The sequence below is a fragment of the Dokdonella aquatica genome (assembly GCF_051987395.1).
Lineage (GTDB): Bacteria > Pseudomonadota > Gammaproteobacteria > Xanthomonadales > Rhodanobacteraceae > Dokdonella.
On record NZ_CP197094.1, the window covers coordinates 590865 to 609691 of the forward strand.

Annotated in this window: 19 protein-coding genes; 11 read left to right on the forward strand and 8 right to left on the reverse strand. The window is 70.0% G+C overall.

Translation table 11 applies throughout. From position 1 onward, the window contains the following. The first annotated feature begins 387 nt into the window (after positions 1–387). Genes aroQ through ACQQ2N_RS02520 form a run of 4 tightly spaced genes read left to right on the forward strand, consistent with a single transcriptional unit; the run spans position 388 to position 4304 of the window. Positions 388–831, forward strand: a complete 444-nt coding sequence (gene aroQ / locus ACQQ2N_RS02505; RefSeq protein WP_440224095.1) for a type II 3-dehydroquinate dehydratase — start codon at positions 388–390, stop codon at positions 829–831. A gap of 42 nt (positions 832–873) precedes the next feature. Next, entirely contained in the window at positions 874–1347 is a 474-nt protein-coding gene (accB, locus tag ACQQ2N_RS02510) for an acetyl-CoA carboxylase biotin carboxyl carrier protein (RefSeq protein WP_440224096.1), read from the forward strand. A gap of 14 nt (positions 1348–1361) precedes the next feature. Further along, complete coding sequence (gene accC / locus ACQQ2N_RS02515; protein WP_440224097.1) at positions 1362–2729, forward strand: acetyl-CoA carboxylase biotin carboxylase subunit; 1368 nt, start codon at positions 1362–1364, stop codon at positions 2727–2729. A gap of 27 nt (positions 2730–2756) precedes the next feature. Further along, on the forward strand, positions 2757–4304 hold the full coding sequence (locus tag ACQQ2N_RS02520) for a glucosyltransferase domain-containing protein (RefSeq protein WP_440224098.1): 1548 nt from the start codon (positions 2757–2759) through the stop codon (positions 4302–4304). A gap of 6 nt (positions 4305–4310) precedes the next feature. Here ACQQ2N_RS02520 and ACQQ2N_RS02525 read toward each other — a convergent pair whose 3' ends face one another. Further along, entirely contained in the window at positions 4311–5237 is a 927-nt protein-coding gene (locus ACQQ2N_RS02525; RefSeq protein ID WP_440224099.1) for a 2OG-Fe(II) oxygenase, read from the reverse strand. A gap of 143 nt (positions 5238–5380) precedes the next feature. On the opposite strand from ACQQ2N_RS02525, the gene prmA reads away from it, so the two are divergent. The 5 genes from prmA to purD all read left to right on the forward strand — a co-directional run bounded on the left by prmA (position 5381) and on the right by purD (position 10533). Continuing rightward, a complete protein-coding gene (gene prmA / locus ACQQ2N_RS02530; RefSeq protein ID WP_440224100.1) occupies positions 5381–6280 on the forward strand; it encodes a 50S ribosomal protein L11 methyltransferase in 900 nt (299 codons plus the stop codon). Positions 6281–6314: 34 nt separating this feature from the next. Beyond that, entirely contained in the window at positions 6315–7112 is a 798-nt protein-coding gene (locus ACQQ2N_RS02535) for a zinc-ribbon and DUF3426 domain-containing protein (protein WP_440224101.1), read from the forward strand. A 146-nt stretch (positions 7113–7258) separates the two neighbouring features. Next, on the forward strand, positions 7259–7537 hold the full coding sequence (locus ACQQ2N_RS02540) for a helix-turn-helix domain-containing protein (RefSeq protein ID WP_440224102.1): 279 nt from the start codon (positions 7259–7261) through the stop codon (positions 7535–7537). Between the two features lie 79 nt (positions 7538–7616). Beyond that, entirely contained in the window at positions 7617–9194 is a 1578-nt protein-coding gene (gene purH, locus ACQQ2N_RS02545) for a bifunctional phosphoribosylaminoimidazolecarboxamide formyltransferase/IMP cyclohydrolase (RefSeq protein ID WP_440224103.1), read from the forward strand. A gap of 52 nt (positions 9195–9246) precedes the next feature. Then, positions 9247–10533, forward strand: a complete 1287-nt coding sequence (gene purD / locus ACQQ2N_RS02550; protein ID WP_440224104.1) for a phosphoribosylamine--glycine ligase — start codon at positions 9247–9249, stop codon at positions 10531–10533. A gap of 10 nt (positions 10534–10543) precedes the next feature. Here the strand turns inward: purD and ACQQ2N_RS02555 are convergent, their stop codons facing one another. Both ACQQ2N_RS02555 and ACQQ2N_RS02560 read right to left on the reverse strand, forming a co-directional pair. Next, positions 10544–10993 carry an ATP-binding protein gene (locus ACQQ2N_RS02555; protein ID WP_440224105.1) on the reverse strand — a complete coding sequence of 150 codons (450 nt, stop codon included), beginning with the start codon at positions 10991–10993 and terminating at the stop codon, positions 10544–10546. A gap of 85 nt (positions 10994–11078) precedes the next feature. Then, positions 11079–12740: a tetratricopeptide repeat protein gene (locus ACQQ2N_RS02560; RefSeq protein ID WP_440224106.1), complete on the reverse strand. Its 1662-nt coding sequence runs from the start codon at positions 12738–12740 to the stop codon at positions 11079–11081. 161 nt (positions 12741–12901) lie between these two features. Between ACQQ2N_RS02560 and ACQQ2N_RS02565 the strand changes: the two genes are divergently transcribed. Next, positions 12902–14788 (forward strand): MFS transporter, encoded by a 1887-nt coding sequence (locus ACQQ2N_RS02565; RefSeq protein ID WP_440224107.1) that lies wholly within the window; start codon positions 12902–12904, stop codon positions 14786–14788. A gap of 9 nt (positions 14789–14797) precedes the next feature. Here the strand turns inward: ACQQ2N_RS02565 and ampE are convergent, their stop codons facing one another. The 5 genes from ampE to ACQQ2N_RS02590 form a co-directional block, all read right to left on the reverse strand. Next, complete coding sequence (gene ampE, locus ACQQ2N_RS02570; protein WP_440224108.1) at positions 14798–15661, reverse strand: regulatory signaling modulator protein AmpE; 864 nt, start codon at positions 15659–15661, stop codon at positions 14798–14800. Between the two features lie 58 nt (positions 15662–15719). After that, positions 15720–16688 carry an NAD(+) diphosphatase gene (gene nudC / locus ACQQ2N_RS02575; protein WP_440224109.1) on the reverse strand — a complete coding sequence of 323 codons (969 nt, stop codon included), beginning with the start codon at positions 16686–16688 and terminating at the stop codon, positions 15720–15722. Between the two features lie 16 nt (positions 16689–16704). After that, positions 16705–17073, reverse strand: a complete 369-nt coding sequence (gene erpA, locus ACQQ2N_RS02580) for an iron-sulfur cluster insertion protein ErpA (protein WP_440224110.1) — start codon at positions 17071–17073, stop codon at positions 16705–16707. Positions 17074–17141: 68 nt separating this feature from the next. Continuing rightward, a complete protein-coding gene (locus ACQQ2N_RS02585; protein ID WP_440224111.1) occupies positions 17142–17543 on the reverse strand; it encodes a bactofilin family protein in 402 nt (133 codons plus the stop codon). Next, positions 17530–18246: a DUF6776 family protein gene (locus ACQQ2N_RS02590; RefSeq protein ID WP_440224112.1), complete on the reverse strand. Its 717-nt coding sequence runs from the start codon at positions 18244–18246 to the stop codon at positions 17530–17532. The genes ACQQ2N_RS02585 and ACQQ2N_RS02590 overlap by 14 nt, the downstream gene beginning before the upstream one ends. Positions 18247–18355: 109 nt before the next feature. Between ACQQ2N_RS02590 and ACQQ2N_RS02595 the strand changes: the two genes are divergently transcribed. Beyond that, positions 18356–18781, forward strand: coding sequence for a CopD family protein (locus tag ACQQ2N_RS02595; protein ID WP_440224113.1), 426 nt, complete (start codon positions 18356–18358; stop codon positions 18779–18781). Positions 18782–18827 lie beyond the last annotated feature (46 nt).

An 18827-nucleotide genomic window follows, 5' to 3' on the forward strand; every position in this document is an offset into this window, starting at 1 on the left:
AGCGGGCCTCATCGCGGCGACCCTCGATTGTGAAGAATCGATGCATCGATCGCGCGACGCATCGCGGATCGCCACGCCGCCATCCGTACATACGGCAGCGAATGTCAGACTGCGACGGCATGCGCCGATTCCGCGGAACATCCGCACGCGCCACTCCGGTGCATGCGTGACACCCGCGAAACGCCATGACCTCGCGATACATCGTGGCGAAAACGAACCGCGTCGAAGCTCGCATCCCGCCTGACGACGACACGCAGTCGAGCGACGACGGCATGATGCACCGGCGCGGTGGTCCGCGCAATTTCGCCGAACATCGTCGATCTGGACACAACCCTCACCTTGGCCGACACTAGCGGTCCTGTTTGAATCGCAGACGCCCGGCCTTTCGTGTCCACGATCCTCGTCCTGCACGGCCCCAACCTCAACCTGCTCGGCACGCGCGAGCCGGAGGTCTACGGCCGCACGACACTCGGCGAGATCGACGCCGGCCTCGCTGCCATCGCGCAGGCCGCCGGGCACACGCTCGTCGCCCTGCAGTCAAACGCCGAGCACGTGCTCGTCGAGCGCATCCATGCCGCGCGCGACGAGGGCGTCCCCTGGATCGTGTTCAACCCGGGCGCGTTCACGCATACGAGCATCGCCTTGCGCGACGCCCTCGCCGGCGTCGCGATCCCGTTCGTCGAGGTGCACCTGTCCAACGTGCACGCGCGCGAAGCGTTCCGCCAGCATTCGTACCTGTCCCCCATCGCGCGCGGCGTCGTCACCGGTTTCGGTGCCGACAGCTACCGCATGGCCCTCGAGTTCGTCGTGCGCCAGCTGGCGCCGGCCTGACTCCCGATCGCTTCGTCCGCGAAGCATCCGCCGAGAAACCCCATGGACCTGCGCAAGATCAAGAAGCTCATCGACCTCCTCGAGGAGTCCAACCTCGCCGAACTCGAGATCAAGGAGGGCGAGGAGATCGTCCGTCTGTCGCGCTACCCGAAGGGCGCCGCGCCCGTCTACGCGGCGCCTGCCGCGGTGATGCCGCAGCAGGTCCAGGCCGAGGCGCCGCGCGCCGTCGCCGCGCCCGCCGCCGCGGAAGCCGCGCCTGCCGCGGGCAAGGACGTGCCGGAAGGCCACACGGTGCGCTCGCCGATGGTCGGCACGTTCTACGCCTCGCCGAATCCCGAGGCGCCCGCGTTCGTGAAGGTCGGCCAGGCCGTCAAGGCCGGCGACACGCTCGGCATCATCGAGGCGATGAAGATGTTCAACCAGATCGAGGCCGAGGTCTCCGGCACGGTCCTCGCGATCCTCGTGCAGAGCGGCCAGCCGCTCGAGTACGACGAGCCGATGTTCGTGATCGGCTGACCGGAGCACATCGCATGCTGGACAAAGTCGTCATCGCCAACCGCGGCGAGATCGCGCTGCGCATCCTGCGCGCCTGCCACGTGCTCGGCATCAAGACCGTCGCCGTGCACTCGACCGTGGACCGCAACCTCAAGCATGTCGGCATGGCCGACGAGTCCGTCTGCATCGGTCCCGGCCCCGCCGCCGAGAGCTACCTCAACGTGCCCGCGATCATCTCGGCCGCCGAGGTCACCGATGCTCAGGCGATCCATCCGGGTTACGGCTTCCTCTCCGAGAATGCCGACTTCGCCGAGCGCGTCGAGCAGTCGGGCTTCGTCTTCATCGGCCCGCGTGCCGACACGATCCGCCTGATGGGCGACAAGGTCGAGGCGATCCGCGCGATGAAGGCCGCTGGCGTGCCGTGCGTGCCGGGCTCGGGCGGTCCGCTCGGCGACGACATCGTCGAGAACACGCGCATCGCGCGCGACATCGGCTACCCGGTCATCATCAAGGCGGCCGGCGGCGGCGGTGGCCGCGGCATGCGCGTCGTGCACACCGAGGCCCATCTCGGCAACGCGATCGCGATGACCAAGACCGAGGCCAAGGCCGCGTTCGGCAACGATCAGGTCTACATGGAGAAATTCCTCGAGAACCCGCGCCACGTCGAGATCCAGGTGCTCGCCGACGGCCAGGGCAGCGCGATCCACCTCGGCGAGCGCGACTGCTCGATGCAGCGCCGCCACCAGAAGGTCGTCGAGGAAGCACCCGCACCGGGCGTCACCGAGGAGCTGCGTGCCGAGATCGGCCGCGTCTGCGTCGAAGCCTGCCTGCGCATCAACTACCGCGGCGCCGGCACGTTCGAGTTCCTGTTCGAGGACGGCCGCTTCTACTTCATCGAGATGAACACGCGCATCCAGGTCGAGCACCCGGTCACCGAGATGATCACGGGCATCGACCTCGTGCGCGAGCAGTTGCTCATCGCGGCCGGCGAGAAGCTGTCGATCCGCCAGGAAGACGTGCGCCTGACCGGCCACGCGATCGAATGCCGCATCAACGCCGAGGATCCGGACACGTTCATGCCGAGCCCGGGTACGGTCAAGCGCTTCCTCGCCGCGGGCGGGCCCGGTGTGCGCATGGACACGCACATCTACGACGGCTACCGCATCCCGCCGAACTACGACTCGATGATCGGCAAGCTCATCGTGCACGGGCGCGACCGCGCCACCGCCGTCGCACGCATGCGCAACGCGCTCGCCGAAGTCGTGATCGAAGGCGTCAAGACCAACCTGCCGCTGCAGCAGCGCATCATGGCCGACGGCGGCTTCCAGGCCGGCGGCATGAACATCCACTACCTCGAGAAGCGCATGGCCGAGGCGAAGGAAAAAGCCCTCGGCCTCGGCTGACGTGACCGGCCTCCGGGGCACGACGCCATGATCGACTCGCCACGGACGGCCGCGCCGCCCGCGCGCGACGGCGTCGTGTTCGGCGGCCTCGCGACGTTGCTGTTCGTCGCGATCCTGCTGCCGGTCCTGCTCGCCGATCGCCACACCAACGACGACCTGCTGCGCGCGCTGTCCGGCAACTACGGCTGGACCGAGAACGGCCGCCATCTCACCAACGCGCTCATGCGCGTGCTGCAGTTCGGCGCGAGCCGCGTGATCGATCTCGCCCCCTTGCCCCAGCTGCTCGCGGTGCTCGCGCTCGCTTGGGCCGGCATGCTCGTCGCACGCCGCTTCGCGGTGACACCGGCGTGGCTCGGCGTGCTCGTCGCGCTGCCGCTCGGCGCCCAGCCGTTCTTCCTCGAGAACCTCGCGTTCCGTTTCGACGCACCGTTCATGGCGCTCGCCGTCGCGCTCGCACTGCTGCCCGTCGTGTCGCCCGAACGCCTGCACTCATGGCGCGGCGCGCTCGTGCTGCTCGCGAGCCTTGCGCTGTACCAGCCCGCGATCACGGTGTTCGTGATCTTCGCGCTGCTCGAAGCCGCGGTCGCGCCGATGTCGACGTCAGGCCTCGGCGCCCGCCTGCGCCTGCTCGTGGTGCGCGTGCTGCAGGGCGGCGCGGCCGCACTGGTCTACCAGCTCGCGTTCGCGCGCTCGATCAAGGGCTGGATCGCGGAACGCGGTGCGATGATCCGCTCGCCGTCCGAAGCGAATGTCGTGATCGACAATGTCGGCGCCTTCGGCACGTACGTGACGCAGGCGTTCCCGCCGAAGATGTGGGCGATGCTCGCGCCGGCGCTCGTGCTCGCGTTCGCGCTGCCGCTCGTGCTGGCCGCGCGCCGCATCGTCGCCACGCGGACGACACGCGGCCCTCGTGACACCGCGCTGCAGCTCGTCGCGCTGCCGCTGATCGTGCTGGCTGCGCTCGCGAGCGTCGCCGGCCCGATGCTGCTGCTCGCCGATCCGCTGCTCGTGCCGCGTGTGCTGCCGGGCGTCGGTGCGCTAGTCGCAGCCGGCCTCGTCGCGTTGCATGTCGCGCTGCGGGGAAGGTACCTGCACGGGCAGGCCTTCGCCGCAGGCAGCTTCGCACTCGCGTTCGCGGTCGCCGCGGGTGCGTATTCGAGCGCGGCACGACAACAAGGCCATTACGAGCGCCGCATCGCGCAGGATCTCGCCGACGATCTCGCGGACATCGCATCGCGCGCGCAGGTGCGGGGCGTCGTCGTGACCGGTTCGGCCGGTGCGGCGATCGTCGTCGCGCGCATGCAGGCCGAGTTGCCGCTGCTGCGCGCGCTCGTGCCGTCGTACCTGCGCGAGGACGACTTCAACACGCGTGCTTTCCTCGGCCAGCATGTCGACGTGGTGCCGCTGCTGCGCCGCGCCGACGAAGCGCTCGACGCCGGGCGCTTCTGCGCCGCGTCGGTGTCGCGCACGCGGCAGGCCTATGTGCTGCGCCTCGTCGGCGACGTCGCGGTCGCCGACTTCAGGCGCGAACCTGCCTTCGCCTGCCGTGCTCCGGCCGAAGCGCCGGCCGGCTGATCCGCATCAGCGCCGGAAGCGCACGTAGGCGCGCTTGGCCAGATACAGCAGGTGGCCGGTCAGGCCCTTGTCCTGCGCCGCGCGCAGGCTCGTGTTCTCGGCGTAGAGCATGCGGATGTGCGCGTCGCGCTCGGCAACGAGGCGCTGCAGCTCGGTGACGTCATCGCGCGTCAAGGCATGCCCTTCGGCGAAGCGCTCCGACAGCTGGCGGTTCACGTAGTACGTCGTATGCCGCTCCGCGGTTTCCTCGACGGGTCGATCCTTCGTGTAGAAGTACAACGCGATCGAGCGGCGCGTCAGCGACGCCTCGGCTTCGGGCAGGCGGATCGTGTCGAACGCATGCCACGAACGCTCGGAGGTCTCGAACACCACGCAGCGGTTGAACACGGGTGCGATGCGATGCGCGGGCTTGGCCTCGGTCGACGGATCGCGGAACAGTTCGAGGCAACCGCCCCAGTCCGCCTCCCAGCGCGGATTGAGGTAGACGATGAGGTTGAGGCGACGGTGCCAGCGCTCGCTCGGGTGGTAGTTGAAGTCCACGTGAGGGTCGAGGCTCACGCCGTTGCGGTTCTCGTGCGTGCCACCGCCGAGGTACCACGGGTCGTAGAGCAGCGCGTCGATGCCGGTGGCCTCGCCGAGCCAGGCGAGGAACGCGGGACTGCGGATCGCGTCATCGAGGCACGCGTAGGCGTCGCCGAGGCCGCGCAGGCGATCAACGGTCGACTTGCCGCCCTGCCTGCCGTCGTCGCCGACCGAGTTGCCGCGCTCGAAGGCCGGGAAGGTCGCAAGCAGTTCGCGTGCGAAGGCCTCGTCGAGGAAATCGTCGATGACGAGGTGCGGGAACGGTGACGCCGTCGCGAACGCCTCGCGCCGCGAGGGATCGGGCGCTCGCAACCGGGAAGCGAGGATGTCGAGGGGTGCTTCGGAGGGCATCGGCTCGGCGTCGTGCAGGCGAAACCGCGAGTTTAGGGGCGGCGCGCGCCGCATGGTATCGGTGCGCCCATCGCGCGGCGCGATGGCGACCGCATGCGTGAACCCCTATCCTCGCGCGTCCCGCCGTACCGAACGCCCCCACGATGCCCTGGCTCGAACTCTCCCTGACGCTGCGCGCCGACCAGCAGGACGCCGTCGAAACCGCGCTCGAGGACGTCGGTGCGCTGTCGATCACGCTGCTCGACGCGGATGCCGACACCTCCAACGAGCACGCGATCCTCGAACCCGGCGTCGGCGAGACCCCGCTGTGGGACCAGGTCGTGCTCAACGCGCTGTTCGAATCCGGCACCGATCGTGCCGGCCTCGTCCACGTGCTCGGCGAGCTGCTGCCCGATCTCTCGCCCGAACAGGTCGCGTTCCGCGAGGTCGACGACCAGGACTGGACGCGCGCGTGGATGGACCAGTTCAAGCCGATGCGCTTCGGCCGCCGCACGTGGATCTACCCGTGGACGATCGAACCGCCCGAGTCCGGCGACGACGTGATCGTGCGCCTCGATCCGGGACTCGCCTTCGGTACCGGTACCCACCCGACCACGGCGCTGTGCCTGGAGTGGCTGGACGGACTCGATCTCGCCGGCATGGACGTCGTCGACTACGGCTGCGGATCGGGCATCCTCGCGATCGCCGCCGCACGGCTCGGTGCCGCGCACGTGCTCGCGATCGACAACGATCCGCAGGCAATCGACGCGAGCCGCGACAACGCCGCACGCAACGACGTCGCCGATCGCATCGCGCTCGCGCTGCCCGACGAGTCCGCGCCCGCGCCGGTCGACATCCTCGTCGCCAACATCCTCGCCGGGCCGCTGCACGAACTCGCGCCGCGCTTCGCCGAATCGGTGAAGCCCGGTGGCCTGCTCGCGCTGTCGGGCATCCTCGCCGGGCAGCACGAGGACCTGCTCGAGCGTTACGCGGAATGGTTCGACGACCTGCGGGCGACGCAGCGCGAGGACTGGATTCGCATCGACGGCCGCCGCCGCGCCTGAGCGCACGCGGCGGCGCTGCCGCTACACTCCGCACATGTTCGCGCAATGCCCCGAATGCCTGACCATCTTCAAGCTCGGCGCGAGCGAACTCGCCGCCGCACGCGGCCAGGTGCGCTGTACGCATTGCAACGCCACGTTCGATGCGCTCGTCACGCTGTGCGAGCAGTTGCCGCCCGAACCGATCGGCGAGCTCGACCGTCACGTCGACCTGCTCGCGCCGCCCGCGCTCGGCGCACCCGTGTTCCGTCCTCCGGTCTCCACGCAGGGTTCGCTGTTCTTCGATCCCGACGACCGCCGCCGCGGCGGCGCACGCGGCCCGGTCGCGCCGCCGCAGTTCACGCGCAAGACGCGCCCCGCCGAGCACCGGCGCACATGGCCGTGGATCCTCGGCAACGCGCTGCTGCTCGTCGCGCTCTGCGCACAGGTCGCATGGGCCGAGCGCGCACGCTGGATGGACGATGCACGCGTACGCCCGTGGCTCGCGGGAGCGTGTGCGACGCTCGGCTGCACGCTGCCGATGCACCGCGACCGCGACCTTCTGCAACTCGTCTCGCGCGACATCCGCCCACACCCTTCGGTGCCCAACGCGCTCATCATCTCGGCGACGCTCCAGAACGCCGCCGACTTCACCCAGCCCTATCCGACCGTCGAGATCACGCTCTCGGACCTCGACGAGACGCGCATCGCGATGCGTCGCTTCGCGCCTTCGGAGTACATCCCCGACGCCGAAGCACGCGCCGCCGGCCTCGCGCCCGCGGCCAACGCCGCACTCGTGTTCGAGGTGGCCGATCCGGGCAAGGACGCGGTCGCGTTCGAGTTCCGTTTCGAGTGAAACGGGCCGCCGGAAACGTCACATCGCGTGACGCGGCACTTACCAACCCGCCCGCACCGGCGTAGTATCCATTCCCCGTACGCCTTGCCGAATCCGCGCAAGCGACGGATCGTCTCGAGAACACCTGATCCGGGGGCGTCCTCCCAGTGAATGCCGTTACGCCGCTGCGCGCCGATGTCGCGCAGGATCCTTCGTTGCAACCCGCCCTGCGCGAGTGCGTCGCGCGCGCCGTGCGGCGTTACCTCACCGACGTCGAGTCGCAGCCCTCCGAGGGCCTGCACGCGCTCGTGCTCGGCGAAGTCGAGCAGCCGCTGCTGCGCGAAGTGATGGCGTGGTACGGCAACAACCAGAGCAAGGCCGCGGCCGCACTCGGCATCAATCGCGCGACGCTGCGAAAGAAGCTCGCGCAGTACGGCCTGAGCTGACGCGGCGACGTACCGCGCTGAACGTGGCCCGCCTGCGCCGGTATACTGCGCGCCCCGCCACGCCCGCAGACCACGCACGATGTTCGATGCCACGCTCGTCCCTGTCCGCCGCGCGCTGCTGAGCGTCTCGGACAAGACAGGACTCCACGACTTCGCTCGCGGCCTCGACGCGCTCGGCATCGAACTGGTGTCGACCGGCGGCACCGCGCGATCGCTGCGCGAAGCGCGCCTGCCCGTCACCGAGGTCAGCGCACTGACCGGCTTCCCCGAGATCATGGACGGGCGCGTCAAGACGCTGCATCCGCTCGTGCACGGCGGCCTGCTCGGGCGCCGCGGCATCGACGACGCGGTCATGGCCGAACACCGCATCACGCCGATCGACCTGCTCGTCGTGAACCTTTACCCGTTCGAGGCGACCGTCGCGCAGCCCGACTGCACGCTCGAGGACGCGATCGAGAACATCGATGTCGGCGGCCCCGCGATGCTGCGCGCCGCAGCGAAGAACCACGAGCACGTCGTCGTCTCGGTCGACCCGACCGACTACGCCGAGATCCTCGAGGCCCTCGCGCACGGCGGTACCTCGCTCGCGCTGCGCCGCCGCCTCGCCGCGAAGGGCTTCGCGCACACCGCCAACTACGACGGCCGCATCGCGAGCTGGCTCGGCTCGCGCGTCGCCGGCGACACGGTCGAGCCGTTCGCGCCGACGCTGCACCTGTCCGGTACGCGCCGCCAGACCCTGCGCTACGGCGAGAATCCGCACCAGGGTGCCGCGCTCTACGTCGACCACGACGCGCCCGCGGGCACGATCGCGACCGCGCGCGTGCTGGCCGGCAAGGAACTCTCTTACAACAACATCGCCGATGCCGACGCCGCGCTCGAGTGCGTCAAGGCGTTCCAGCGCACGCCGGCCTGCGTGATCGTCAAGCACGCCAACCCCTGCGGCGTCGCGCTCGGCACGAGCGCGGCCGAAGCCTACGCGCACGCCTACGCCTGCGATCCGGTCTCGGCGTTCGGCGGCATCATCGCGTTCAACCAGCGCCTCGACGCGACCACCGCGGCGCGCATCCTCGAGCAGCAGTTCGTCGAGGTCGTCATCGCGCCCGAAGTCGACGACGCCGCGCTCGCCGCGTTCGCGAAGAAGCCGAACGTGCGCGTGCTCGCGACCGGCGAATGGCCCGAGCATGCCCCGGCGACGGTCGAGTACAAGCGCATCGCCGGCGGCCTGCTCGCCCAGGACGTCGACCGCGACACGCTGCTGCTCAGCGACCTCAAGGTCGTCACGAAGCGCGTGCCCGACACCGACGAACTGCGCGACCTGCTGTTCGCCTGGCACGTCGCGATGTACGTGAAGTCGAACGCGATCGTGTACGCGCGCGGCGGCCGCACGATCGGCATCGGCGCGGGTCAGATGAGCCGCGTGGTCAGCGCGCGCATCGCCGCGATGAAGGCCGAGGAAGCCGGCCTCGAGGTGCGCGGCAGCGTCATGGCCAGCGACGCGTTCTTCCCGTTCCGCGACGGCATCGACGCCGCCGCAGCGGCGGGCATCCGCGCGGTGATCCAGCCCGGCGGGTCGATGCGCGACAGCGAAGTGATCGCCGCCGCGGACGCCAACGACATCGCGATGGTGTTCACGGGCGTGCGCCACTTCCGCCACTGAGCCCCGCGGCGCGAACCCGCGCCGCGTCGTCCCACTCCCCGCAGGTGCACCCATGAAAGTCCTCGTCATCGGATCCGGCGGCCGCGAGCACGCGCTGGCCTGGAAGCTCGCGCAGTCTGCACGCGTCGACGAGGTGCTCGTCGCACCCGGCAACGCCGGTACCGCGACCGAGCCCGGCGTGCGCAACGTCGACGTCGCCGCGACCGATCTCGACGGACTGCTCGCGCTCGCGCGCGACGAAGGCGTCGCGCTGACCGTGGTCGGCCCCGAGGGCCCGCTCGTGCTCGGCATCGTCGACCGCTTCCGCGCCGCAGGCCTCGCCTGCTTCGGCCCGGGCCGCATCGCCGCCCAGCTCGAGGGCTCGAAGGCGTTCACCAAGGACTTCCTCGCACGCCACAACATCCCGACCGCGCACTACGCCGTGTTCACCGAACTCGACCGTGCGCTCGCCCACGTGCGCCAGCACGGCGCGCCGATCGTGATCAAGGCCGACGGCCTCGCCGCGGGCAAGGGCGTGGTGGTGGCGCTGACACTCGGCGACGCCGAACAGGCACTGCGCGACATGCTCGGCGCGCACTCGCTCGGCGATGCGTCGGCGCGCGTCGTCATCGAGGAATTCCTCGAAGGCGAGGAAGCCAGCTACATCGTGATCGCCGACGGCGCGCACGCGCTGCCGATGGCCACGAGCCAGGACCACAAGCGCGTCGGCGACGCCGATACCGGCCCGAACACGGGTGGCATGGGCGCCTACTCGCCCGCGCCCGTGGTCACGCCCGACGTCGAGCGCCGCATCCTCGACGAGGTCATCAATCCCACGCTCGCCGGCATGGCCGCCGAAGGTGCGCCGTTCACGGGCTTCCTCTACGCAGGTCTCATGATCGACCGCGACGGCGCACCGAAAGTCATCGAGTTCAACGTGCGCTTCGGCGATCCCGAAACGCAGCCGATCATGATGCGTCTGCGCTCGGATCTCGTGGATCTCGTCGAGGCCGCGCTGGACGGCCGCATCGCCGATGCGAAGGCCGACTGGGATCCGCGTCCGGCGATCGGCGTCGTGATGGCCGCGCACGGCTATCCGGCCAAGGTCCGCACGGGCGACGTGATCGAAGGCCTCGCCCACGATCCGGGCCATGACGCCAAGGTGTTCCACGCCGGCACCCGCGAGCAGGACGGTCACGTCGTGACCGCGGGCGGCCGCGTGCTGACCGTATGCGCGCTCGGCGACGACATCCTCACGGCGCGCGAGCGTGCCTACGCGGCCGTGCGCATGCTGCGCTTCGAGGGCGGTTTCCACCGCCGCGACATCGGCCACCGCGCGCTCGCACGCGGCACGAACTGAGGCACGCGCCTCACCCGGCGACGCGCACGAACAAGCGCTCCTCGCCGCGCCGACGTGCGTAGTCGAAACCGCAGGTGAGCGCACGCACGAGCGGCAGGCCCGCGCCGCCGATGCGCGCCTCCGCGATCGATGCGGGGCCCGCCGCCGGAACATGGGCGGTGGGATCGAAAGCCCGCGCGCGGTAACGCAGGCGCGCCTCGATCCCGCCACGACGCCGCCTGACGTGCACGTGCACCACGCCACGCGCGTCACGCGCGTGCATGACGACGTTGGCGAGCAGTTCGTCGAGTACCGTCGCAAGCGCCTGTCGCGGCTCCGCCCCCGTGCCGCAGCGATCGAGGTCACGCAGGAGGGCGTCGGCGAAGCGGCCTATCGCCTTGCGCGAGCGCGCGACACGGTAATGCCGGCGCGTCGTCGTGCGTGGCGCGGGCGCCTCCGCGCCCCTCGTGGTCGCATGCATGCCAGGGCTCCCCGCCTCCGCGCCGTGACAGCGCGGTCGGCACGGGCATGCTCGCGCAAGCCCATGCCGGTGGCAACAAGGCCGATCAGCGCCCCGCCGGCGTGGCGGCTGCCGGCGCGGGAGCCGGCGGAGCCGCGGAAGGACGCTGCGGCTTGAGCAGGGCATGCGTGCTCGCCCAGGGCATGTCGGGCAGCTGCTTGGCTTCGAAGCGCTGGTATAGCTCGCGGTACTGCGCGATGGCGTCGGGATCGCCGACGCGCACGGCCTCGAACAGCGCACCACCCTGGGTCTGCGCGGCATCCTCCCACTTGCCGTTCGCAGCGAGCGCGAGCGCATAGGCTTCACCGACCTGCGCGACGTCGCTCTGCACGCCCTTGTACAGATTTTCGGCGTCGACGAGCGCCTGCTGGCGCTGGGCTGGCGTCGCCGCGCGGCACGTGCTCGCCGCGCGGATCGCGAGCTCGGCGAACTGCGCGTTGCGCGGTGCGCGCTTCGCGTTGTCGGCCGTTTCCTTCACGCCGTTCTGGCACTGCCCCGCGACGAACTCGGCGGCGAGCAGGCGCGCCCAGCCGTCCACGTCATCCTGTGACGCACCGACGACGGCACGGTAGGCCGTCACCGCATCGCCCGCGCGGCCCGTGCGCATGGCCAGGTTGCCGGCGAGCAGATGCGGGCGCGTCGATCGCGCGTCCACGGCGATCGCACGCTGGTAGGACTCGCGCGCGCCGGCGTCGTCACTGGCCATCTCGAGGATGATGCCCTGCGTGATCCACGCGGGCTGAGACTTCGGATCCGCGGCGACGGCCTCGCGCGCACGCGATTTCGCCGCGTCGAGGCGATCCGCGGATGCTTCGACGCGCGCATACGACGCCAGCAGCAGCGGATCCTTCGGCGTGCGCTTGAGCGCCGCATCGAGGGCCTTGCGCGCAAGGTCGGGCTTGCCGGTCGCGAGATGCAGGGCGACCTCACCGAGCACCGCCTCGTTCGGGTTCGCCGCAGCAGCGGCAGGTGCCGGCGCGGCGCCGCTCGGCATGATGCGCTCGAGCAGCGGATCATCGAGGCGCGGCGGAACATCGCCGGACTTCACCTGCGCGATCTTCGCCGCGTCGGGGTTGCCGGCCGCCTGTTCGGCACGCGCGAGCGCGCCGTACAGCGACGTCGCGCGCGGATCCAGCATGAGCGCGGCATGCACGTGCCTCGAGGCATCGGCGTAGCGCTTCTCGCGGAACGCGATCTCGCCGAGCATCGCCTGCGGTGCGGGCTGGTTCGGATTGGTCGTGATCGATTCCTCGAGCAGCTTCTTCGCACCCGCGAAATCGCCCTTGCGCATGCGCTCGGCGACGATCGAAAGCCGCGTCGGCAGGTAGGACGGGTTGAGCTTGAAAGCCTGCTCGAAACGCTTCTGCGAGTCGTCCGTCTTGCCGGTCGAGCGCAACATGACACCCTGCAGGTAGATCCAGCGGTCGTCGGCGGGAAGGATCTGGCCCGCGTTCTCGAACGCGACGAGCGCGACCTCGGGCATGCGCGCACGCGCGTAGAAGCCGCCGATGTCGCCATAAAGCTCGGCGAGCTCGACGCCGCCGAGGGTCTTCGACACGCGATCGAAGTTCGCGCGTGCCTCGCGCAAGCCGGCGTTCTGGTCGGCCGAGAGCCCGGACAGGTCGGGGGTCGGCAGCGGCTTGAGGTTCTGCGCCATCGCGGGCGCGGCCAGGCACAGGGACAGCAGGAGGGCGAGTCGGGAGGTCATGCACGCACAGCCGGGGACGGGGAAGCGGCACAGTTTACCGGCTTGCGCGCGCCCACGTGCCGGACAACGCGTGGCGCCGCCGGTTCATTCAGCCTTGCCGCGCGACCGGCATGCGGGGCGCTCTGCTAGATTGCGCGGGCCCTCCACCAGCCCCGCCCACCATGTCCGACACCGGCAACCAGTTCTCGCTGCTGCGCACGCGCCGTTTCGCGCCGTTCTTCGCCACCCAGGCGCTCGGTGCGTTCAACGACAATGCCTACCGGGCCAGCATGATCATGCTGATCACGTTCCACCTGGGCCTGGCGACGGAGCAGTCCAACTTCTACGCGATGATCGCGCCGGCGATCTTCATCCTGCCGTTCTTCCTGTTCTCGGCCAGCGCGGGCCAGATCGCCGAGATGTTCGAGAAGACGCGCCTGATCCGCTACGTGAAGCTGTTCGAGATCGCCGCGATGGGCGTGGCCGTCTACGCGTTCCACGCCCACCAGGTCTGGCTGCTGTTCGTGGTGCTGTTCCTGATGGGCCTGCATTCGACGATGTTCGGGCCGATCAAGTACGCGATCCTGCCGCAGGCCCTGGAGCAGAAGGAGCTCGTCGGCGGCAACGGCCTCGTCGAGATGGGCACGTCGCTCGCGGTCCTGATCGGAATGATGGCTGGTGGCTCGCTCATGGCACTCGGTGGCACCGGGGAAACCGCCGCCTCGATCCTCGTCGTGACGGTCGCCGTCGTGGGCTACCTGACCGCACGTGCGATCCCGCCCGCGCCGGCGACCGCGCCGGACCTGAAATTCAACTGGAATCCCTTCAGCGAGACCGTGCGCGTCATGCGCTACGTGACCAGGGACCGCACGATCTTCAACGCGATCCTCGGCATCTCGTGGTTCTGGTTCTTCGGCACCGTGTTCACGGCGCAGCTGCCGACCTACACGCAGGTGTTCCTCGGTGGCGGCGAAGGCGTGCTCAACCTCACACTCGCGCTGTTCTCGGTCGGCGTCGGCATCGGCTCGCTGCTGTGCGAGCGCCTGTCGGGCCACAAGGTGGAGATCGGCCTCGTGCCGTTCGGCTCGATCGGCATGACCGTGTTCGCGGTCGACCTCTACTTCGCACGTCCGGTCGCGGCGACGCTGGCGGGTCTCGGCGCCTGGGAGTTCGTGCTCGCGCCGGGCAGCGTGCGCGTGATCATCGACCTCGTGCTGATCGGCCTGTTCGCGGGCCTGTTCATCGTGCCGCTGTTCGCGCTCGTGCAGAGCCGCACCGACCGCAGCGAGCTGTCGCGCGTGATCGCCGGCAACAACGTCGTCAACGCGCTCTTCATGGTCGTCTCGGCTGGCCTCGGCCTCGGCCTGACCGCGCTCGGCCTCACGATTCCGCAGATCTTCCTCGTCGTCGCGATCCTCAACGCGGCCGTCGCGATCTACATCTACACCCTCGTGCCCGAGTTCCTGATGCGGTTCCTGAGCTGGATCCTCGTCAACACGCTGTACCGCATCCGCACCGAGGGACTCGCCAACGTGCCCGAGGAAGGCCCCGCCCTGCTCGTCTGCAACCACGTCAGCTACATGGATGCGCTGATCGTCGCGGGCAGCGTTCGCCGGCCGGCGCGCTTCGTCATGTACTACAAGATCTTCAACATCCCGGTCATGAGCTTCATCTTCCGCACCGCACGCGCGATCCCGATCGCCGGCGTCAAGGAGGATCGCGCCCTGCTCGACAAGGCATTCGACGAGATCGACGCCGCGCTCGCCGCGGGCGACCTCGTCTGCTTGTTCCCCGAGGGCGGCCTCACCATGGACGGCGAGATCGCGACGTTCCGCTCGGGTGTCGAACGCATCCTCGAGCGCCGTCCGGTGCCGGTCGTGCCGCTGGCGATCCGCGGCCTGTGGGGCAGCATCTTCAGCCGCAAGGACAGCCGCCTCGGTCGCGCGCGCCTGCCACGACGGTTCTGGTCGCGCATCGTGCTCGTCGCGGGCGAGCCGGTGGATCCGGCGCAGGCCAGCGCCGAGGAACTCGAGAAGCGCGTGCGTGCGCTGCGCGGCGCCTGGGCCTGAAGCCTCGCGTCAGGCCGACAGGCCGCCGATCGCGAGCACCGCGAGCACGGCCAGCCACACCATGAGCACGCGTCGCAGCACGACACGTGCATCGGCGAGTTCGGCGACCGGATCCGCAACATCGGCCTCGCCGCCGTCGCCGGCCACGACGTCGGCATCCACGCCGGCCTTGGCGATCACGCCGAGGAAACCGAGGTCGAGCGTGAAGTAGCCGTTGCCGTGCGAGGCGTGGTACTCGCGCCACGCACGCACCACCGCGTCGAAGTCCGACACGAGCGCGATCGACAGCGCGAACAGGTGGGCGGGCGCCCAGTCGAGTACGAGCGCCGTGCGTTCGAGCGCCTCGCGCTGGGCACCGACGAGGTCGCGGAAGCGATCGTTGCGCGCGAGCAGCTGCACGAGCCGGTAGCCGACCGCGCCGAACGGGCCGAGCACGACGAACCAGAACAGCACGCCGGCGTGACGCTGCAGGGCCGACCACACGCTCGCCTCGACGACCGCCGCAGGCGTGAACGGCAGCGGCGACACGCCGCCATCGGGCGCGAGGGCCTGTGCCGCGGCACGGCGGCGCTCGCCGTCGGGGGCCTTGAGCACGGCTTCGATGTCGCGATCCAGATCACGCGGTCCCCAGCACAGGTACAGCACGACGAGCGCGAACGCGAAGCCCGGGAAACCGTAACCGCGCCCGCCGAGCGCAGCCTGCACGAGAGCGACGACGACGAGTACCGCGAGCGGCACGAGCAGCGCACGTGCACCATCGCCGGCCTGCGCCATGAGGCTGCGCAACCAGCCCGTGTCGCGCGCACGCGCGAGATCGGGCAGCGCGTGCGACGCGAGCAGGACGAGGACGATCGCGAGGAGGGTGGTGGCCATCGGATTCACGCCGGCGGAGGATGCGCCGGAGTGTAGCCGCACGCGCGGCGACGCGCAGTCAGCGCCAGGCGGCGTGGTTGGCGACGGCGATCGTGTCGAGCTCGAGGCCACCGGCGCGCAGCAGCCAGTCCTCGATGAGGCGGTACGACACCGACAGCGGCGGCGGCAGTCCGATCGAACCGTCGCGCACGCCGGCGACGAACGCATCGACCTCGAACCAGCGCGCCTCGGCGAGTTCGTCGCCGACGCGGATCGTCGGATCGTCGGCACGCGCCGTGAAGCCGAGCATGAGCGACGACGGGAACGGCCACGGCTGCGAGGAGTGGTAGTCGCAGTCGACGACGCGCACGCCGGCCTCCTCGTACACCTCGCGGCGCACCGCGTCCTCGAGCGTTTCGCCGGGTTCGACGAAACCCGCGAGCGTCGACCAGCGCCCTTCGGGCCAGCTCGGCTGGCGGCCGAGCAGGCAGGCGTCGCGCCAGGTCACGATGACGATGATCGCGGGATCGGTGCGCGGGTAATGCTCGATGCCGCAGGCGGCATTCGGGCAGCGCGCGCGGTGGCCGCCCCACTCGAGCGAGAGCGCGCTGCCGCAGGCGCCGCACCAGCGCGTGCGCGACTGCCAGTGCGTGAGTCCGCGCGCGTACGCGAAGAGACCGGCCTCGAACGCGGCCATGCGCTGGCCGGCGCGGCGCAGGTCGACGAACGCACCGAGGTCGCGCTCGGCGCGTTCGGCCTGGTCGGCATCGGCGACGAGGGCGAAGTACGGCACCTGCGTGTCGTCGCAACCGAGGAAGGTGGCGCCGCGCGCGTCGCCGAACGTTTCACGCGTGCGCACGTCGAGCAGCGTCAGCGAGGCGCCGTCGCCACCGGCGAGCGCCTTGCCGTCGGCACGCAGCAGCAGGCAGCGCGCGCCCTCGCGCGCGAATGCGCCGGCGAGCCAGTCGGCGTCGTGGCGGTGTTCGCTGCAGCGGTCGAGCGCGAGGCGCGAGAAGACGTTGCGGAGGCTGCGCTGTTCGGCGCTCACGCGGCGTCGGGCAGGATCAGACCGCGAACGACGATCCGCAGCCGCAGGTCGTCTTCGCGTTGGGGTTGCGGATGACGAACTGGGCGCCGGTCAGCGACTCGGTGTAGTCGATCTCGGCGCCACCGAGGTACTGCAGGCTCAGCGGGTCGACCAGCAGCAGCACGCCGTCCTTCTCGACCGCGAGGTCGTCCTCGGCACGCTCCTCGTCGAACGTGAAGCCGTACTGGAAGCCCGAGCAGCCGCCGCCGCTGATGTAGACGCGCAGCTTGAGGTCCGGATTACCTTCTTCGGCGATGAGCTCGTTGACCTTGCTCGCGGCCGCGGCCGTGAAGACCAGCGGAGACTGGTCGGCATCGAGATAGGAGGGTGTACTGGCGGTGCTCATCGTCGCGGTCCGGCGGAGGGCAGGCCCCTCCGGTCGATCAGAAGGAGATCGTAGCGGATGGCGCCGTTTCAAGCATCCGCGGACGGGCCGCTCAGCTGACGCGGCGGTTCGGCCTGGTAGACCATCTTGCCGTTGATCTGGGCACCCGCGGCCATCTCGAGCAGCTTGTAGTAGACGTTGCCGTCGACACGCGCGTTGAGCGCGAGCTCGAGTCGCTCACCGACGAACACGTCGCCCTCGACACGGCCGTTGATGACCGCGTTCGGTGCGCGGATCTCGCCTTTCACGCAGCCCTTGTCGCTGAGCGTCAGCACGGCCTTGTCGCCCTGCCCGTTGACCGCGCCCTCGACGGTGCCGTCCAGGTGCAGGCCACCCGCGAACTCGATGTCGCCGCGGATCGTGGTGCCTTCGGCGATCAGGGTCGTGATCGCGGCCACGGCATGGCCGTTGCGCTTGTCATTGCCGAACATCGGTCGTCTCCTCGGCCTTGGCCGCGTCGTTCCAGTTGAATTCCTGCTCCGCCTTGCCGCCGTCCCCTTCGGCGGTGGCGCGCACGCGGTTCGGCTCGAAGCCTTCCGGGAGCATGATGGTGCCGTCGATCTGCTGGAAATACTTGAACGCGTAAGCAATTCCGCCATCCGACGACTGCTGCGTCAGTTCGCCCCACGACAGCGTCGCGAGCTGGCCTTCGCGAACACCGGTGACCGTGACGACGAAGCGGCCCTTGGTCTCGGCGCCGCGCTTGAAGTTCTGGGTCAGCGTCGCGCGCAGGTTCCAGGCACGTGATCCTGCGACAGGCGCCAGCGTGAGGGCGTGTATCGCGAGCCCCTCGCGGCGCTGTCCGCCGACGAGGCGGCCGTAGAACGCCAGATCGGTGCGCACGCCGGCGATCTCTTCCTCGCGATCGCGCAAGGTGCGCTGCAGGTCCGTGAGCGCCGCCTTGGCGACCTGTTCGGAGCGCTCGAGGATCGCGATGCGTGCCTTGAGTGCGTCGGTATCCGCCGTGTCGACGACGGCCCGCCCCTCGTGCGATGCCGTCCTGCGCTCGACGAAAAGCGCCGTTGCCGCGATCACCACCAGCAGCGAGCCGAGCCATGCGAGCGCAAGCAGCAGGCGCTGGCGTCGCGCGCGCGCGGGATCGAACGGACGGACCTCGAAACGGGGCGTGGGCATCGCGGGGGAAGGCAGGCGAAGCTGAACGGAACGCGCTTATAGCCACGCCGGCGGCGGGGCGTCAAGCAACGCTATACTCGCGCGCCCTCCGGCACGCACGCTCACACCGATGCTCTGGCTCAAGGCCTTCCACGTGGTGTTCGTCGTGACCTGGTTCGCCGGGCTGTTCTACCTGCCGCGGCTGTTCGTCTACCACGCCGAAGCCCGCGAGCCGGTCGTGCGCGAGCGCCTCAAGGTCATGGAGCGCCGCCTGCTCGTCATGACCCACATCGGCGGCACGCTGGCCGCCGTGTTCGGCATCGCGCTCGCGGCATGGTGGATGGCGCATGGCGCGGGCTTCCTCGGCGGCTGGTTCCACGCCAAGCTCGCCCTCGTCGTGCTGCTGGTCGCCTACCACGTCACCCTCGCGCGCATGGTGCGCACGTTCGCGCGTGACGCCAACACGCGCTCGAGCCGGTGGTTGCGCCTGTTCAATGAAGCACCGGTCCTGCTGCTGGTCGGCATCGTGGTCCTGGTCGTGGTCAAGCCGTTCTGACGCCGGACATGCGCGCGCTGCTATAGTCGCCGCGTCTTTGCACAGG

Excerpts from the sequence above, each read along its gene's own strand:
- ACQQ2N_RS02520 (WP_440224098.1), top strand. The coding sequence starts at position 2,757 with ATGATCGACTCGCCACGGACGGCCGCGCCGCCCGCGCGCGACGGCGTC.
- ACQQ2N_RS02585 (WP_440224111.1), bottom strand. The coding sequence starts at position 17,543 with ATGTTCGGCAATGACAAGCGCAACGGCCATGCCGTGGCCGCGATCACG.
- ACQQ2N_RS02595 (WP_440224113.1), top strand. The coding sequence starts at position 18,356 with ATGCTCTGGCTCAAGGCCTTCCACGTGGTGTTCGTCGTGACCTGGTTC.
- accB (WP_440224096.1), top strand. The coding sequence starts at position 874 with ATGGACCTGCGCAAGATCAAGAAGCTCATCGACCTCCTCGAGGAGTCC.
- erpA (WP_440224110.1), bottom strand. The coding sequence starts at position 17,073 with ATGAGCACCGCCAGTACACCCTCCTATCTCGATGCCGACCAGTCTCCG.
- purD (WP_440224104.1), top strand. The coding sequence starts at position 9,247 with ATGAAAGTCCTCGTCATCGGATCCGGCGGCCGCGAGCACGCGCTGGCC.
- ACQQ2N_RS02590 (WP_440224112.1), bottom strand. The coding sequence starts at position 18,246 with ATGCCCACGCCCCGTTTCGAGGTCCGTCCGTTCGATCCCGCGCGCGCG.
- ACQQ2N_RS02525 (WP_440224099.1), bottom strand. The coding sequence starts at position 5,237 with ATGCCCTCCGAAGCACCCCTCGACATCCTCGCTTCCCGGTTGCGAGCG.
- ACQQ2N_RS02560 (WP_440224106.1), bottom strand. The coding sequence starts at position 12,740 with ATGACCTCCCGACTCGCCCTCCTGCTGTCCCTGTGCCTGGCCGCGCCC.
- purH (WP_440224103.1), top strand. The coding sequence starts at position 7,617 with ATGTTCGATGCCACGCTCGTCCCTGTCCGCCGCGCGCTGCTGAGCGTC.
- ampE (WP_440224108.1), bottom strand. The coding sequence starts at position 15,661 with ATGGCCACCACCCTCCTCGCGATCGTCCTCGTCCTGCTCGCGTCGCAC.
- accC (WP_440224097.1), top strand. The coding sequence starts at position 1,362 with ATGCTGGACAAAGTCGTCATCGCCAACCGCGGCGAGATCGCGCTGCGC.
- ACQQ2N_RS02565 (WP_440224107.1), top strand. The coding sequence starts at position 12,902 with ATGTCCGACACCGGCAACCAGTTCTCGCTGCTGCGCACGCGCCGTTTC.
- ACQQ2N_RS02555 (WP_440224105.1), bottom strand. The coding sequence starts at position 10,993 with ATGCATGCGACCACGAGGGGCGCGGAGGCGCCCGCGCCACGCACGACG.
- prmA (WP_440224100.1), top strand. The coding sequence starts at position 5,381 with ATGCCCTGGCTCGAACTCTCCCTGACGCTGCGCGCCGACCAGCAGGAC.
- ACQQ2N_RS02535 (WP_440224101.1), top strand. The coding sequence starts at position 6,315 with ATGTTCGCGCAATGCCCCGAATGCCTGACCATCTTCAAGCTCGGCGCG.